The sequence below is a fragment of the Bacillus sp. KH172YL63 genome (assembly GCF_011398925.1).
GTDB lineage: Bacteria > Bacillota > Bacilli > Bacillales > Bacillaceae_B > Rossellomorea.
Genome location: NZ_AP022842.1, coordinates 3,355,658 through 3,372,580, shown reverse-complemented (window position 1 = coordinate 3,372,580; position 16,923 = coordinate 3,355,658). Strand labels below are relative to the sequence as shown.

Annotated in this window: 16 protein-coding genes; 9 read left to right on the top strand and 7 right to left on the bottom strand. The window is 47.8% G+C overall.

Features of this window, described 5'->3' with window-relative positions; genetic code table 11:
* Nucleotides 1–51: 51 nt before the first annotated feature.
* The 5 genes from KH172YL63_RS17245 (at nt 52) to KH172YL63_RS17225 (ending at nt 3,019) form a co-directional block, all read left to right on the top strand.
* Nucleotides 52–573, top strand: coding sequence for a DUF948 domain-containing protein (locus KH172YL63_RS17245; RefSeq protein ID WP_173107266.1), 522 nt, complete (start codon nt 52–54; stop codon nt 571–573).
* A 17-nt stretch (nt 574–590) separates the two neighbouring features.
* Nucleotides 591–1,067 carry a YtxH domain-containing protein gene (locus KH172YL63_RS17240; RefSeq protein ID WP_173107265.1) on the top strand — a complete coding sequence of 159 codons (477 nt, stop codon included), beginning with the start codon at nt 591–593 and terminating at the stop codon, nt 1,065–1,067.
* Nucleotides 1,068–1,184: 117 nt separating this feature from the next.
* Entirely contained in the window at nt 1,185–1,499 is a 315-nt protein-coding gene (gene ytxJ, locus KH172YL63_RS17235; protein WP_173107264.1) for a bacillithiol system redox-active protein YtxJ, read from the top strand.
* Between the two features lie 183 nt (nt 1,500–1,682).
* Entirely contained in the window at nt 1,683–2,084 is a 402-nt protein-coding gene (locus KH172YL63_RS17230) for a hypothetical protein (protein ID WP_173107263.1), read from the top strand.
* 389 nt (nt 2,085–2,473) lie between these two features.
* A complete protein-coding gene (locus KH172YL63_RS17225; protein WP_173107262.1) occupies nt 2,474–3,019 on the top strand; it encodes a YtxH domain-containing protein in 546 nt (181 codons plus the stop codon).
* Nucleotides 3,020–3,078: 59 nt separating this feature from the next.
* Here KH172YL63_RS17225 and KH172YL63_RS17220 read toward each other — a convergent pair whose 3' ends face one another.
* On the bottom strand, nt 3,079–5,235 hold the full coding sequence (locus KH172YL63_RS17220; protein ID WP_173107261.1) for a cell division protein FtsA: 2,157 nt from the start codon (nt 5,233–5,235) through the stop codon (nt 3,079–3,081).
* 202 nt (nt 5,236–5,437) lie between these two features.
* Here KH172YL63_RS17220 and KH172YL63_RS17215 point away from each other — a divergent pair, with 202 nt between their 5' ends.
* The 4 genes from KH172YL63_RS17215 to motS all read left to right on the top strand — a co-directional run bounded on the left by KH172YL63_RS17215 (nt 5,438) and on the right by motS (nt 9,449).
* Nucleotides 5,438–6,514: a bifunctional 3-deoxy-7-phosphoheptulonate synthase/chorismate mutase gene (locus KH172YL63_RS17215; protein WP_173107260.1), complete on the top strand. Its 1,077-nt coding sequence runs from the start codon at nt 5,438–5,440 to the stop codon at nt 6,512–6,514.
* Nucleotides 6,515–6,868: 354 nt separating this feature from the next.
* Entirely contained in the window at nt 6,869–7,867 is a 999-nt protein-coding gene (gene ccpA / locus KH172YL63_RS17210) for a catabolite control protein A (protein WP_173107259.1), read from the top strand.
* A gap of 57 nt (nt 7,868–7,924) precedes the next feature.
* Complete coding sequence (gene motP / locus KH172YL63_RS17205; protein WP_173107258.1) at nt 7,925–8,737, top strand: flagellar motor protein MotP; 813 nt, start codon at nt 7,925–7,927, stop codon at nt 8,735–8,737.
* The gene (gene motS, locus KH172YL63_RS17200) at nt 8,727–9,449 is read left to right on the top strand and encodes a flagellar motor protein MotS (protein ID WP_173107257.1); all 723 of its coding nucleotides are present in this window, start codon (nt 8,727–8,729) and stop codon (nt 9,447–9,449) included. Before motP ends, motS begins: the two co-directional genes overlap by 11 nt.
* A 54-nt stretch (nt 9,450–9,503) precedes the next feature.
* Here motS and KH172YL63_RS17195 read toward each other — a convergent pair whose 3' ends face one another.
* From KH172YL63_RS17195 to KH172YL63_RS17170, 6 genes are all read right to left on the bottom strand, one after another.
* A complete protein-coding gene (locus tag KH172YL63_RS17195; protein WP_173107256.1) occupies nt 9,504–9,992 on the bottom strand; it encodes a helical membrane plugin domain-containing protein in 489 nt (162 codons plus the stop codon).
* Entirely contained in the window at nt 9,985–12,930 is a 2,946-nt protein-coding gene (gene fdhF / locus KH172YL63_RS17190) for a formate dehydrogenase subunit alpha (protein ID WP_173107255.1), read from the bottom strand. The genes KH172YL63_RS17195 and fdhF overlap by 8 nt, the downstream gene beginning before the upstream one ends.
* 253 nt (nt 12,931–13,183) lie before the next feature.
* Complete coding sequence (locus tag KH172YL63_RS17185; protein ID WP_173107254.1) at nt 13,184–14,227, bottom strand: hypothetical protein; 1,044 nt, start codon at nt 14,225–14,227, stop codon at nt 13,184–13,186.
* A 157-nt stretch (nt 14,228–14,384) separates the two neighbouring features.
* Nucleotides 14,385–15,560, bottom strand: a complete 1,176-nt coding sequence (locus tag KH172YL63_RS17180) for an acetoin utilization protein AcuC (protein WP_173108259.1) — start codon at nt 15,558–15,560, stop codon at nt 14,385–14,387.
* Entirely contained in the window at nt 15,557–16,204 is a 648-nt protein-coding gene (locus tag KH172YL63_RS17175; protein ID WP_173107253.1) for an acetoin utilization AcuB family protein, read from the bottom strand. The genes KH172YL63_RS17180 and KH172YL63_RS17175 overlap by 4 nt, the downstream gene beginning before the upstream one ends.
* Before the next feature lie 34 nt (nt 16,205–16,238).
* Complete coding sequence (locus KH172YL63_RS17170) at nt 16,239–16,871, bottom strand: GNAT family N-acetyltransferase (protein ID WP_173107252.1); 633 nt, start codon at nt 16,869–16,871, stop codon at nt 16,239–16,241.
* Between the last annotated feature and the right edge of the window lie 52 nt (nt 16,872–16,923).

The window sequence follows — 16,923 nt, the reverse complement described above, 5'->3', positions numbered from 1 at the left end:
TATTTGTTTATCTGTGGGGTAAAGAGTTCCTATAACATGGAGGTGTGGCATATGGAAATCATTCTTTATCTAAGCGTAGCTGTGATAGCAGTTGCATTTTTTATTCTAGTACTAAGTGTGATGAAAACATTGAAGTCCCTGGGCACAACGTTAGACAGCGTTTCAACAACATTGACGGGCCTTGAGAGCCAATTGCAGGGCGTAACGAAGGAATCTACAGAATTACTACATAAAACAAACTTATTAGCCGAGGATATCCAGAAGAAGTCTGAGGATCTGAACACCGTTGTTTATGCAGTAAAAGATGTGGGCCATTCCATTCAAAACCTTAACAACTCGGTGAAAAAGGTGAGCACTTCAATCTCGACTGAGCTTGAGCGCAACCAGGGGAAGATCTCACAAGTGGTTCAGTGGGGGAATGCCTTTATTGAGTTGAAGGACAAATGGAAACAAAAACAGGAAAAACAGCCAACACAACCTGATGTACCTGATGAAGCTGTTCAAAACCATACACCCAAAGAAGTTCGATCTCGAGAAAAATTAGTTAAAAGAGCAAGATCTTATAACAATTAGAGAGGGGAATGTTAAACATGACACAACAGTACAATCAAAATCAGAACCAGGCGACTGACAGCAACAACATCAATTCAAAGGATTTCATTATCGGGACATTGATCGGTGGAATCGTAGGGGCTGCGACGGCGCTTCTTTTGGCTCCGAAATCAGGCAAGGATTTACGCAATGATATCAACGAGCAGGCTGTCGTGATCAAGGAGAAGACGGGACAGTGGAAAGATACGGCAGTTGAGAAGGGGAATGAGCTTGCAGCGGTTGCGAAGGAGAAATCTTCTGCGTTGTCGAAAACGGTGCAAGAGCAGTCCAACAATGTGGTAGGAAAGATTAAAACATACCGCTCCAACAATTCTGAGCTTGAAGAAGTGAATGAAGAGCTCCAGGCTGTTTCAGAGGAAGAAGCATCGCCAGTGGCGGAAACAGCTGACTTGAATCAAAAGCTTGAAGATACGAAAAAAGCTTTTGATGAAACTGAAAAAACATACAATCAATAATAATTGATTCCAAGGGCGGTGAAGTGATATGATGACTTCACCGTTTTTTTATTGGAAAAAATCAGCGATTCTTCGCAAGCTTATACATTTCACCGAATGAAAGGAAGTAGAATGACCATGCAAAAAATCGAATCCGTTCAGCAGTTTGAACAGCTGTCTGAAACCAATCCACGATTCTTCTTGATGAAGCACAGCCTGACATGCCCTGTCAGCTCCACTGCATTCAATGAGTATCAATCATTCCTGAACAAGCATGAAGGGGAAGAAGGCTTTTACCTGGCCGTGCAGGAGTCAAGGGAGCTATCGAATCATATTGCCGAAAAATACGGCATCAAGCATGAATCTCCGCAGGCGTTCTTATTCATCGACGGCAAGCCTGGCTGGAATGCTTCTCATTGGAATATCACCGAGGGTGCTCTGCAAAAATTGTAAGAAGGAAAGAACTCTGTTGCGGCAGGGTTCTTTTTTTATGGATTTTTTCGTAAAGATCGTTAGCTTAATTAGAACAAGGATTAATTTTAACTATTTGGTATTATATAAAAAGAGACTTACTCAGCTAACGGCAGGTTATTGAACCACAGGTTATTAAATTTTTTTAGAGAAAGGAGTATTAACTTGAAGAAAGTAGCATTTTTTATTCTTCTTTTGTTTTTGTTAGTAGGATGTAGCCCAAGTAATGTTAAGCATAATAAAGACTTAGAGAATTCTATTTATTCTATGGTAGAGGATAAAAATAAAAGTGAGATAGGTATAAAAACATTGACTACTTTCGATTGGGATAAAGCATTCCTTTTCACGCCTTATAGTACACAAGAAGCCATAGAAGATGAACTAGGTACTGACTTTAAAGACCCAAGTAATATCAGTATGAGAGATGATATATACCTATTGGTTTTCCTAGAGGGAAATAAAGTAGTTCAATATGTTGAAATGGAACGCCAAGGGTCTGACTTTTCAATAGGGGGGAAGGGACACCTTACTCCATCCAATGAGGTTATAAGCATTGAAAGGCATTAAGAACTTTCCTTGTGACGGAATAAGAGGTACAGTCGTTTTAACATAGGAATGGCTGTTTTTTATTTACTATCATTTGAACTTGATCGGTGACTTGGTTCTTTGGGAACGGTCAAAGCAATCAGTAAAGATGCAAAGTAAAAGGATGGATATATTCCATTCATTACTGCATCCAAGAAAATGAATGAGTGATAAAGTAATTCCTAGACTCATTATTTTATGTAAATCACTTATTCTGGACAGTTGATTCTCGCTGCAATCAACTACCTCTTTTTTGGTAATAGTAAGGTTTAAATGATATTGAAATAAATGGTAATTAACTCCCCGATGTTTATTTTCCTCTCTACCGGGAAGTTATTCTATAAGAATAAAAATTGTAGGAGGAAATTTGAATGACACAGCCAGTAGCATATGAAACGCAAACAAGGAATTCTATGAATGAAGGAAAGAATGGAAAGCTGTTAAAAGGAATGGTCGTAGGGGCAGTGGTTGGCGGAGCACTTGCCATGCTCGATAAGACGACCAGATCAAATGTGACGTCGAAAACGGCAGAAATGAAGGATTCTACGATGGATATGGTTGCGAAGGTAAAGGAGGATCCGTCGGGTGTGGCGAGTGACCTGCAGGATCGCATGAAGACAGCCTCTAACGTGTTAAAGGAAGCGATCAACGATGCCCAGAGCCTTTACGAAAAGGTGAATGAGGACGTCATGGAGCAGGTGAATCAGGTGAAGGAAGATTCCTCTGAGATGATTGCCACCACGAAGGAAGCAGCAGAGGAATTAAAGGACATCAGCGGCAAGGTCCGTGAAGCCGGTGAGGAAGTGACCAGCGGGGCAAGTGATGCCGGGTCGCAGGCAAGCTCAACGTCAACAGATGAAAAGCATATCCACCCTGTGAATCGTGACAGCAGCATTCCAGGGCAGGTTGGATCATAAAAACCAAAAAAGCGAACGGTCATCCATGGATGGACCGTTCGCTTTTTAAGTTTAGTATGTCAACGTGCCGGCTGCGGCCAGAAGATTTCCAGGGCATCCCCTTCCTGGATTTCTTCATAGAATGTTGTCGGGTTCCCGTTTTTCAACAGCTCGAAGTTGCCTGTTGAATGGGTGGGCATGGTGATTTCCACGGCAGTGAACAGATCCTGAAAGATGAAGGGACTCGTGTACTGTTCAGCCATTTCAATTCTATCACCGGAAAAGACTTTGTCGTCCATGGAAAGGGCGATTCCGTTCCGCAGGATCCGGCTGCTGTTCTTCGTCAATTCGACTTCCTGGCCATTATATGTGATTCTGATGCTCGTATTCGGGACGAGCTGCTTTTTGGACAGGATGTCTCTTAGTTTCGGCGTATGGGGTTTCTGGAATGACACAGTGTCCCCATGTTGAATTTTCGAAGAAGGTTTCGCTCCCACTCCGTTTAAGAGAAGTTTACCTGCGAATGCCGGAAAGAATGTATCCTTGCCGTTCAGGGAAAGGCGGAAAGGCTTTGTATCTTCAATCCAAGAGCTGAAGCCGGCATGTGTTAATGCATCTTCTAATGTGTCGATGAGTTTGATCCGGATCGCATCCCGGTCCTGGATTGGATCATCTATTGACGCAGGACGGTCGCTCCGGTAAACAAGCGGCGTCAGCTGGTGGGGATGGCCATCCACCTCGATCGTTTTGACAGAGGAATCGTCCACTAAATCCCCGATTGTGACAATTGGGGAAGCACCGTCCACGCCTTTTATCACCGTGATGACGTCGTTATTTTTTATCACTTCGTCGAGATCACTCGGCACCCCGTTTTTCTCGACGATCGGCGGCTGTCCGTGTCCCCCAGGGATGGTGATGTCCTGGCCATTGACGGAAACAAATATCCCGCTTCCCGGCATGCCGTGCCACTTGCTTACCTTTAATCCGGCTGCCAGGATACAGTCGCCGACGGTCAGATCCTTGACCTCGAACAACCTTACCGGCTGCCCGTTGACGTGGGCAGTGACGTATTGAACGGGTGCCTGCTTGGCGGCAATCGCAATTCCGATCGGGGTCACAAGCTCCGGTCCTTTTGTCACGTCGTCGGAGATGCTAATGTTCTGAATTGCCTCGACGCCCCTCACAGCGACCCGGTTAGCTGGAAGCTGGAGTGCTGTCGCCAGCTCTCCAGGCAGTTCAGGCGTCAAGCTTCCCCCTCCGACAAGCATGACGGCCTGTGGAGGCTTACCGTTGTTCAAGCGGAGAATTTCTTTTGAAATTTCACCTGAGAGTTTTGTGATCGCCGGCGTGATTTTCTCAATGACTTCTGTTGACAGCATGATCGTCTCGAATCCAAGGATATCGGTGACGGTAATCTCGCTGTCTTTCCCCAGCTCCCGTTTCGCTTTTTCCGCAAGGGGGAAATCCAGAAGCAGCTCGTTGCTGATTGCTTCCGTGATTTCATCCCCAGCGGTCGGTACCATTCCGTAGGCTGTGACCGTACCACTGTTCGTGATCGCAATATCGGACGTACCTGCGCCGATATCGACGAGTGCCACGTTGAGCCGTCTCATGGACTCGGGGATGAGTACATTGATGGCAGCAATCGGTTCAAGCGTCAGTGCTTCCATTTCCAGATGGGACCGGTTCAGGGCGGCGATCAGGGATTCCACGACGACACGGGGGAGGAAGGTGGCGATGATTTCGACGCTCGCCTCATCCCCCTGCTGATCGATCAGGCTCCCGATTTCTTCCCCGTCCAGGCGGTAATAAAGGACGGAATATCCGACACAATAATAGTGATAGCTCTTCGCATCGCTTTCCTGTTCAGCAGCTAGGGCCTGGGCCTGCTGGACTGCGCTCAATTCTAAATGGAGGATATCATTCTTCTGCAGAAGGGGCTTTCCTTTTATATTGACCGTGGAAAGGGCCGTTTCGGTTTTAAGGGCCCTTCCTGCCGCTGCCACGCACACTTTGCGAAGGGGGCCGTGGCTTCTTTCCAACTGCTCTTTGATGGAAGAGATCACCTCGGATACGGCAGGTACGTCATGGATCTGGCCATCGAGCATCGCCCGCTTTTTATGTTCTTCTATCAATATATCTGAAACTTGGAATGTTCCGTCTATTTCTTCCAAAATGATGCCGACGACTGACCGGGTACCGATGTCCAGTGCAAAGATTTTTTGATTATTTTTCAATTCATGTACACCCACTTTAGCCTATTCTCATAATATAAAAAATACTTTAGTGCTTAAAAGCGTTTAATTAATAAAGAAATTTTTCGTGACATTTTAGATATGTTCCATTATAATGAGTTTCAATATCAAAAATGTATCATACTTTCTTAAAACTATAACAGTTTTTACGTATGAACAGGAAAAAAAGAAAGGGTGCTGTATCGTGAGTAATCAAGAGCTCGATCAATTACGTAAACAAGTAGACGAAATGAACTTAAAACTACTAGACACCATCAATGAACGTGCTAAGCTGGTTCAGGAAATCGGGCGTGTCAAGGAAACTCAAGGGGTATACCGCTATGATCCTGTTCGAGAAAGAGGAATGCTCGATCTGATTAAAGAACATAATGACGGTCCGTTTGAACATTCGACCATTGAACATATTTTCAAAGAAATCTTCAAAGCAGGTCTCGAGTTGCAAAAAGACGATCATCGAAAAGCATTGCTTGTCTCCCGTAAAAAGAAACCGGAAGATACAATTGTGAACATTAACGGAGATGCCATCGGGGACGGAAATCCTCACTTCATCTTCGGTCCATGTGCCGTAGAGTCATATGAGCAGGTAGCGGAAGTGGCAAAAGCCGTGAAAGCGAAAGGGCTTAAGCTTCTCCGGGGCGGCGCGTTCAAACCGAGAACGTCACCTTATGACTTCCAAGGACTTGGAATCGAAGGATTGAAGATACTTAAGAAAGTGGCAGATGAATACGATTTGGCTGTAGTCAGTGAAATCGTCAACCCGGCAGACATCGAACATGCACTTGAATACATCGATGTTATCCAGATCGGTGCCCGTAACATGCAGAACTTCGAGTTGCTGAAAGCAGCCGGCGCAGTGAAAAAGCCTGTCCTGCTGAAGCGTGGCCTTGCCGCAACGATTGATGAATTCATCAACGCAGCAGAATACATCATCTCACAAGGTAATGGCGACATCATCCTGTGTGAGCGTGGAATCCGTACGTACGAAAAAGCGACACGAAACACGCTGGACATCTCAGCTGTGCCGATCCTTAAACAAGAAACGCATCTGCCTGTATTCGTAGATGTGACCCACTCTACCGGACGCAGGGATCTGCTGCTTCCAACGGCTAAAGCGGCACTTGCCATCGGCGCAGACGGGGTAATGGCAGAAGTTCATCCGGACCCGGCCGTTGCACTGTCCGACTCTGCACAGCAGATGGATCTTAATCAATTCGATCATTTCTACCAGGAAGTATTAAAAGGCAGAACGATCAACGTGTAAATAATAGAAGAAAGAAGCTGAATCCTTCGGGGTTCAGCTTTTTTTATGGTGATCCTTATGATCATGCACCGGCGTACCGGAAAATATGCCGGCGATAAAAAATCCCCTGCACACCGGGGGAAATGTGCTATAATAATCTTTTTGCTGATATGAAGACAAGGTCATTGCACGAATATAAAGACTGTCGTATGATTATCTACATAATTGCAGATAAATAACCTATATACATTGAAAAAACACTGAGTGAGATATAAATATGTGCATTTTTTAACAAACTATTGTAATCGCTTTTTTCTTTAGGTTTATTTGGTGTAAAATAAGGTAAATGAGTAGAAGAGTAAAGGAGTGTAAGCAATGAACATTACAATATATGATGTAGCGAGAGAAGCGAATGTGTCGATGGCGACGGTTTCCCGTGTCGTGAATGGCAATCCGAACGTAAAACCGGCAACAAGAAAGAAGGTACTTGAGGTCATTGACCGACTTGGTTACCGTCCGAACGCCGTGGCTCGAGGTCTTGCGAGCAAGAAGACGACGACAGTAGGGGTCATCATCCCGGATATTTCGAACATTTTCTATGCAGAGCTGGCCCGTGGGATTGAGGATATCGCCACGATGTATAAATACAATATCATCCTGAGCAACTCGGATCAAAATGCCGAGAAAGAGCTTCACCTTCTGAACACGATGCTTGGTAAGCAGGTGGACGGGATCCTGTTCCTTGGCGGTCACATTTCTGAAGAGCACGTTCAGGAGTTTGAACGTTCACCTGTGCCGATCGTACTTGCAGGTGCGGTGGAAGAGACGAATAAAATTCCTTCCGTCAATATCGATTACAAGGCGGCTGCATATGATGCGGTATCCGACCTGCTTGAGAAAGGGCATAAACGCATCGGATTCGTAAGCGGTCCTTTCCACGATACGATCAACATGAAATTCAAGCTTGAAGGATATCGAGAGGCACTTGCGAAAGCAGGTGTTGAATACAGCGATGACCTTGTCATTGAAGGCGACTACACATATGATTCAGGACTTGAAGCATGGCAGAAGTTCTCTGAACTTGTGGACAAGCCGACAGCTGTATTCGTCGGGAACGATGAAACGGCCCTTGGTGTCGTTCATGGCGCCCAGGACCAAGGCGTGTCCATCCCTGAAGATGTGGAAATCATCAGCTTTGATAACACAAGATTAGCCATGATGGTCAGACCTCAATTGACTTCCGTCGTGCAGCCTTTATATGATATCGGCGCCGTCGCTATGAGATTGCTGACGAAATATATGAATAAAGAAACGGTCGAGGAATCGACAGTCGTCCTTCCTCACCGCCTGGAACACCGCAACTCAACAAAGTAAGTAGTTTGTCGATATAAACGATAAAGAGACAGACAGAACTTTGCAGGGAGAGTCAGTATGAAAAAGCTTGATGTTCTTACACCAATCGGGGTTTTAGTGGGATTTTTGTTCGTATCCATCGCCATCATTACGAATGCCGGCGTCTCGGGCTTCCGTTCGTTTATCGATCTGCCGTCGATTTTCGTCGTGATCGGCGGATTATTCGGCGCCATGCTGGTCAGTTTCTCGGTCAGGGAACTGAAGCAGCTCGGGAAAGTGATGAGGGAATCGTTTCGTCATGATGAATATGATCTTCAGATGCTGATCCGGACGTTTGTCACTTTGGCTGACAAGGCAAGAAGGGAAGGTCTTCTTTCTCTCGAAGCTGAAGTGGAGGCAGTCGAGGATCCGTTTATCCGCAAAGGGGTCCTCCTGGCCGTTGACGGGATTGAGCAGGACGTGATCGTTGATATCATGAATGCTGAAATCATCGCTTTGGAAGAGAGGCACCGTAAAAATAAGAGCTTATTGGAAAAAGCCGGGGAGTATGCACCTGCCTGGGGGATGATCGGCACGTTGATCGGACTTGTCCTCATGCTGAAGAATCTGAATGATCCTTCCTCATTGGGGCCGAATATGGCGATTGCGTTGTTAACGACACTGTACGGGGTGCTGCTTGCGAATCTCGTATTCCTGCCGATGGCATCCAAACTTTCTATGAAAACTGAAAAAGAAGTGTTCATGAAGCAAATCGTGATCGAAGGGGTCATCGGGGTGCAATCGGGTCAAAATCCGAGGATCCTTGAAGAAAAGCTCCGGGTATTCCTGTCGAATGAGGAACTGGAGATGTATGCAGCGAGGGAGCAGGAGGCGGCTTTAGATGATGCGTAGGCGAAAGCAACCGTCTCCGCCTCCAGGTGCGCCGAAATGGATGGTCACGTTTTCTGATTTGATCACACTCATTCTTGTATTTTTTATTCTATTATTCTCGATGTCTCAAATCGATATCGTGAAGTTCAGGACAATCGCTGATTCCTTTCAGCAGCGGCAGATCCTTGAATTTTATCCTTCCGTGATTCCAAATGAGAATCCTTCGGATGCTCAGGTGGCAAAAGACGGGGATAAAGGGAAAGAGCATGATCTAAGTCAGCTGCTGGCGGATATTCAAAGCTATTTGAAGGAAAATCAATTGAATGATGTGATTGTGGCGACAAGAACGGAACGGGGTGTCGTCCTGGTTCTTCAGGAACAGGCACTGTTCGATTCTGGGGAAGCAACCGTCCTGCCGGATGCGTATCCGTTCCTGAATAAAGTCGGGGATTTGTTAGAGAGGATCCCGAACTTTGTGAAGGTGGAGGGACATACCGATAATCGTCCGATCTCTACTTATCAATATCCTTCGAACTGGGAGCTCTCCTCAGCGAGGGCGAGCAGCGTCATCCGCTATTTGATCAGCAACGAGAGAATCGATCCGAAGCGTTTCATTGCCGTCGGGTATGGAGACACCCGTCCCATTGCCCCGAATGATACGGCCGCAAATCTCCAGAAAAACAGGAGGGTGGAAGTGATCATCACCGATCCTGATTATGAAGAACCTTCGTAAGAACGATAGAATATAGAGAAACAGGCTGCCGTAGTTGGCAGCCTGTTTTTTGGTTTATTTCTTATCATGTTCTTCCCTGCTTTTTCCGATGCCCCTGATGATATAGAGGATGATCGTGATTGTGCGTTGGACAGCAGGGTCCCTGAGGGCACGGAGCAGTCCGAAGAATCCGGTCCTTTTCGTCGGCGGTGTTTCTTTTCCGATATTCAGATTTCGTGTGTTCCGGACGCTCAGTGTTTCGATACCCTCCAGATTGAGACTGCCGAGCAGCTCAGACATGCGGGCAAGATTGTTCAGGATCGCAGCGTTCTGCTTTTTATTTGCTTCCTTAGAGAAGTTTGCCAGGATATCTTCCTGGTGATTGACCATTGCGCTCAGTGTATCGAGATTGCGATTGTCATCCATATGCTTGATGATGCCGATGACCTTCAAGATCGAATCTTTATTCTCAGACAGCGCGTCGAGCAGTTCATTCAGGTTCTGCTCCTTGATCTTTTCTTTCGGTGTTTCAAGGCGAATCACTTTGTCGATGGATTTAGCCATTCGTATCAACCTCGTTTCCTGGGAAGACGTAATCGTCCCGCTTCCACTTTCTTTCTACCTCTGGGCCCATTTGCGGATTGCGTGTGGCCCAGCGGTGATTGTTATGGGGAATCGGTGATTGGCCTTTTTTCTCGAGTACCTCTACTTTGGCTGGCACCTCTTTGTAGGCAGGCGTGTTCGTGTCTTTATCCACATTGTTGCTGGTCAGATAGTTGACGGCATTCTTTCCGTCACTATTCAAGGTGATAAACAATTCCTTGCCTGACACTTCCTTCGTCACATGAACCCTGCCGGTGCTTTCACCGTTATGGTTTGAAAGCTTGATGAGGGCGCCTTCTTCAATTTCAAGGTCTTTCGCCATCGTTTCTGATACTTCAAAGAACGGTTCAGGGATTTTGTTTTGAATCCCTCTCGTATGGGCCGTCATATTTCCTTCATGGAAGTGCTCGAGGACACGTCCGTTGTTCACATGGTAATCGAACCCTTTTTCCGCCGGATAATTGTATTCATATTGAAGCGGGAAGAGCCTTGCTTTTCCGTCATCAAAATGGAATTCATCCGTATACAGCAGCGGGGTATCGGTTCCGTCTTCCTGGACCGGCCATTGAAGACTGTTGAAGCCATCGAGCTTATCGTAGGAAACGCCTGCGATCAGTGGTGTGAGGGAAGCGGCTTCCTTCATGATTTCTTCAGGAGAATCATAGCCCCAGTCGAAACCGAGCTTTTCGGCAATGCCTGAATAGATCTGCCAGTCGGGTCTTGCCTCCCCGAGGGGATCGAGTGCTTGATAGATGCGCTGGATGCGGCGCTCTGTATTCGTGAACGTTCCTTCTTTCTCCACGCTTGGCACTGCCGGGAGCACCACATCGGCATATTCTGCCGTTTTTGTCAGGAAGAGATCCTGGACGACAAAGAATTCAAGCTTTTCGAAGGCGTCTGTCACATAGTTGATGTTGGAATCGACGATGCCCATATCTTCTCCGGTGACGTATAAGCCCTTCAGATTGCCTTCATGGATTTCCTCCACCATTTCGTGGTTATCCATGCCGGTCTCTTTCGGGAGATCCGTTCCCCATGCCTGTTCGAATTTACTCCGGACTTCAGGGTCCTCCACGCTTTGGTAGCCTGGTAATGCATTCGGCATGCTGCCAAAATCACTTGCTCCCTGCACATTGTTATGGCCGCGCAGCGGATAGGCGCCGGCACCTGGTTTGCCGTAGTTTCCGGTTACGAGCAGCAGGTTGGAGATAGCTGTGGATGTATCGGACCCCATTTGATGCTGTGTAACGCCCATTGCCCAGCAGATCGCTGTTGAACCGGCCTGATGGATCTGCTTTGCGACGGTTTTCAGATGTTCTTGTGAAATCCCTGTTCTTTCTTCCGCATATGTCATCGTAAAAGGAGAGAGGCTTTCATAATACGCATCGAAGTCATTCACCCGGTTCGCGATGAAGTCCTTGTCATGCCATCCCTGGTCGATGATGTATTTGGTGATGGCAGATAACCAGACAAGGTCGCTCCCTGGCTTCGGATGGATAAAGAGATCTGCTCTCCGGGCCATTTCATGTTCACGTAAATCGGCAACAATCAATTTTTGGCCGAACAGCTTGTGTGCACGTTTCACTTTCGATGCAAGGACAGGATGGGCATCGGCCGTGTTGGTCCCGATCAGCATGACCAGGTCAGCCCGTGCGATATCCTCCATCGAACCGGCATCGCCTCCGTAACCGACGGTTCTGAATAAGCCTACCGTAGCCGGTGTCTGGCAATATCGGGAGCAGTTATCTACATTATTCGTCCCGATCGCCTGTCTTGCCAGTTTCTGCAGAAGATAAGCTTCTTCGTTCGTCGCTTTGGAAGATGCAATGAAGCCAAGGGCGTCAGGGCCGTTCTTGTCTTTGATTTCCTTGAATTTCGCCGCCACATAACTGAGTGCTTCTTCCCACTCGACTTCTTTGAAATGATCTCCTTCACGGATGAGGGGACGGGTGAGACGCTTCTCGCTGTTCACATGTCCATAGCCGAATTTCCCCTTCACGCAGGATGCGATCCCGTTGGCAGGTGCTTCTTCGGTCGGGGCCATCTTCAATATGTCCCGTCCTTTCGTCCATACATTGAAGCTGCAGCCGACCCCGCAGTACGTGCAGACGGTTTTGGTTTTCTTGATTTGGTCTTCCCGCATCTGGGCTTCAGAATCAGACACGGCGAAAAGAGGACCGTAGCCTGTCTCTACATTTTTTGTAATGTCAATCATCGAACGGAGCAGGCTCGTGTTATAGCCTGTCATAAATCCTGCTTTTCCGAGCATGTCATTTTCCATGAGGGCGTTGCACGGGCACACCGTCACGCACTGACCGCAGCTGACGCAGGAGGACTGGTCGATCGGCACGTCCTGATCCCAAATGACCCGGGGTTCCTTGCGCTCCCAGTCGATGGACAGCGTTTCATTCACCTGGATATCCTGGCACGCCTCCACGCATTTTCCGCAGAGGATGCATTGATCCGGGTCATACCGGTAGAACTGGCCAGAGAAATCTTTCTCATAGGGCTTCGCCTCGAACGGTTTGATCTGGTGCTCAAGCCCCATCATCGCCACCGTATTATGAAGGGTGCAGTCTCCGTTGTTTTTCTCACAGACCGTACAATACAATTCATGGTTTTCTAGGATGTTATCCATCGCTTTAAAGCGGGCGTCTTTTACGTGGGAAAGTTCCGTTTGAATGTCCATTGCTTCCTTAAGCGGTGTCCCGCACGCCCTTTTCAGGTCGCCGTTAATGGATACAATGCACGTATCGCAGGTTTCGATGGGACCGAGACTTTCCTGATAACACACCTGTGGGATCTCGACCTTCTGGGCGTTAAGAAATTCAAGCACACTCAACCCGGCCGGAGCCTCATATTGAGTGCCGTTGATATAGACTGATACCTTATCTTCCATTTGAAAAACTCCCCCTCTTTACTTCGATAAGTGGATGCCGGAATATGTAGGACTGCATCAAGTGCCGTGTGCCGGGCATAGCCACCTGGAAAGAAAAAATAAATTCATCATATTTTGTTTTCCCTATTAAATAGGAAAAGAAAACATGAAAATGAAAATTAAACCAAAAAATTGTCGGAAGGAGGGAGTGGAGACAGATTGCTATATAAAAAAGCCGAACGATCACATTGGATGACCGTTCGGCTTTGCGATTCTATTGATAATTGATGACCGCGGGACTCGGGTCCATTTTCAGCACTTCTTCAGGTGTCAGGACCGGGAGATCTTTCTCGTAGAAAATCTTGAAAGCCCCGTACTGACCCGGTTCATCCCGTATGTATTTCCGGTAGAGTGCCAGTTTGTCGGCAGCTGCGCCCCAGCCGTCAAAATTGATGGCGACTTCGACATTGTCTGTCGGCTGTATCGCGTCTTTATGGGTAAGGACGGGACCGGTGAATTGGTGGACGAGGACGAGTTTATCCGGCAGGTTGTTCTTTTCCGTGAGCGCTGACAGATAGTTGACGGCCTCCTGGATCTTTCTGCCGTCAACCTGGCCGAGATCTTCACCTGGTTTCTCCCCGTCAGCCACATGGAATTCCGTATCGATCGCCAGGTGGACATGGGGGAGTTTAAGCCATTTCTCTACCATTTTCACCTGCTCCATGACGGTATCCTTGCCGAGCTGGATGTCGAGGAGAACAAGGGCGTCGTGCTTCTTGGCAAGCTCAACATACGTTTCGATATTCTCTTCGGATGTCATCCGCACATAATCACCGTCAGGACCCGGTTCGTTCTGGGCCATCGTGGTGATCAGTTCGATCGTCGGGACCGCCGGCCGGTCAGGGTCCAGGTCCGAATACACCTGTGTTTGTTCTTTCAGTTTTGTTATGTATGCTTCAGGTTCCAGCTGTCCGAGGATCCCCATATGTTCAGACGCGGGCGTCCCGTAATAGGTGACGAGGCGGTGGTCCTTCAACGGTCCGTCTGATGGGTCTTCCATGCCGTCTTTCAGCGTCTCGCCGAGAGGGACGGACCTTTTAGGTGCGTCTTCACCTTCTTCTTTAAGTGTATCCTCCAATGCCACGGCTTCTTCAGCTGCTTCCAACGGTTGATACGGGTTCTGCTGTTCCTTTTCAGGGGGTTTCTGCTTCGATTCTTTCTTTGGCTCTTCCTGTGGCGTTTCTTTTGTCGAAGTAGGGGCGGCACATGCCCCGAGTAAAAGCGGTATGGTTAATACCACCGGCAAATATTTCTTCATTGCCTCACACATCCTTTTTCTTAGAAGAATATGGAGGAGTTTAACACATTTTCCTCCATAAGAAAGCTATGTAAAAGAATTGATAGGGAATTGTAACCCAATAGTAAGTGAAAAGCCCGCAGGGAACAGTGCGGGCTTTTGTCTATCATTCTATGATTTAGCTCGACGGCTTCTGCCTGAGCTGCTGCCGGATCGCATACAGGGCCTTCTCTACGGTTTGCTTGTTCTTTTCCGTGATTTCCTCTTTCCTCGGAATCGGCTTGTAGATGCCTGGTTCATCCATCCATGCAGTCGGCAGGGGGACACCTGCCTTGCTCTGCCACTTCTCCGTCCACGTTGCCGGAAAGGAATCGGCGAGGTCGGTCCTGCCGGCCATTTCAAGCCAGATCATGCTCCAGGCCCGGGGGACGACCCGCCAAATGTCATAACCGCCGCCCCCGACCGCGATCCATTTCCCGTCGCAGTATTCATGGGCGAGCTCATGTGCGATCCGGGGGATTTCCCGGTAGATGTTCATCGTCGCAGACAAATGGGTGAGCGGATCATAATAATGGGCGTCGGCGCCGTTTTGGGTCAGGATGACATCGGGCTTGAAAAATTCAATGATTTCCCTGAACGATGTTTCATACGCTTCGAGCCATGATTCATCCTCAGTGAAGGCGTCAAGGGGGATATTGAATGAATAGCCGTATCCTTTTCCGTGCCCCCGCTCATTGATATTGCCTGTACCTGGGAAGAGGTAGCGGCCGGTCTCATGGATCGAAAGCGTGCAGACGGTCGGATCATCATAGAAGGACCACTGGACCCCGTCCCCATGATGGGCATCGGTATCCACGTACAGGACCCGTGCCCCGTACTTTTCCTGCAAATAGCGGATGGCGACGGAGCTGTCATTGTAGATGCAAAAGCCAGAGGCCTTTCCTTTGAATCCGTGATGAAGACCGCCACCAAGATGGAGGGCGTGCCGGGCTTTTCCGGTCATGACCCAGTCCACTGCCGTCAGGGCACCGCCTACAAGATAGGCACTCGCTTCATGCATGCCCTTGAACATGGGGGTATCCTCGGTCCCGATCCCGAATCCTTCTGCCCGGTCTTGAGGGAGCTGGCCGACACTCGCCTGTTTGACAGCGTTTACATAATTGGGATCGTGATTAAGAAACAGCTCTTCATCGGTCGCCACCCGGGGAGGGACGATCTCGGATGGCTGAAGGGCATTGATTTCTTTTAACAAATCCATTGTAAGCGTCAGACGGGTCTGATTGAAGGGATGCTGATCAGAGAAGCGGTATCCGAGAAGCGCATCTGAATAAATGAAGACTGCTTCCCTGGTCATGATGAGATTCCTGGCATGTTTGGCCATAACACGTCATATCCTTCTTTCTTCAAGTCATTGATCACGTTCATCGGATTCATCGTCCGCACCCGGAAAACGAGGATTTTATATTGTTCATCTTTTTTATCCGGATAAACGAGGACGCTTTGGATATTCGAATTGTTCCGTCGGATGATCCCGGCCACCTCATAGAGGATGCCTGCTTTGTGGGGGACCTTCACTTCTATTTGGGAGCCGGGCTGATGGGCGCCTGTCAGCTGGATGAGCGTATACAAGAGGTCGGTTTCGGTAATGATTCCGACGAGCTTCTTCTCCTTCAGAATCGGAAGGCAGCTGATGCGGTGTTCATAAAAAAGGGCTGCGACCTCTTCGACAAAATCCAGTGGATGGCCGGTGATGACTTCTGTCTTCATGATGAACTTCAAAGGGTTCTGAAGTTCGACCGGATCCGCACCTTTATGGAAAATCGAAGGGGTCCCGTCCTTCACATCACGGTCACTCACAATCCCGACGACTTCCATCTCATCATTGACGATCGGGATGTGCTTGATCTTTTTTTCCCGCATTAATCCAATGGCTGATTCAATCGTGTCGTCAGCCTTCAGTGTAGCGATTTTCGTTTTCATTATTTCTTCTACAATCACGTTCTCCACCCCTTTAGAAAACTGTCAGAAATCCTTAATACATGAAGCGATTCATAAATCGAAGCTGATCGAAGCGTTGAATGGAATCCGGGTCCACCCGTTTGCCGATCCTTGCCATCAGGCAGTTGGCTGGATGTGAACTGATTTCAGGGTCGTCGGTTGCATAGTATTCCAAACCGCCGGCGTTCATCATCTTCTCCATCACTTTCCGGTATTCCCAGACGTTGAGTCCGGTCCCTTTCAGATCCCAGTGCCAATAATATTCGGTCGTGATGACGATGAAATCTTCCATATTGTCATCCATCATCGATACTTTTAATAGATTCTTCCCGACTGCCGCCCCGCGGAATTTCGGGATCACCTCGATGGCACCGAGCTCGATGAGGTTTTCCATTTTTCCCTGTGACCAGCGTTCGAGCGGGTCAGGATATAAATATGTAACGTACCCGACGATCGTGTGATTGTCCCGTGCGATCAGGATGCGTCCTTCCGGTAAACCGGCGATCTCAACCAGCGCCTTATGCTGCTGATGAGGGGGCCTGAAAGCGACCAGGTCCTCATGGAAATCGAGGCGGGACAGCTCCTCAGCCGAAATCGGACCTTCAATCACGATGTTGCCTTTTGCTGTTTTTAACTCTGTTGCATTATAGGTTTTTTTCAATTTCATCTGGACACCACCTAAAGATATTCCTCATGTCCATTATACATGAAATTGGCAT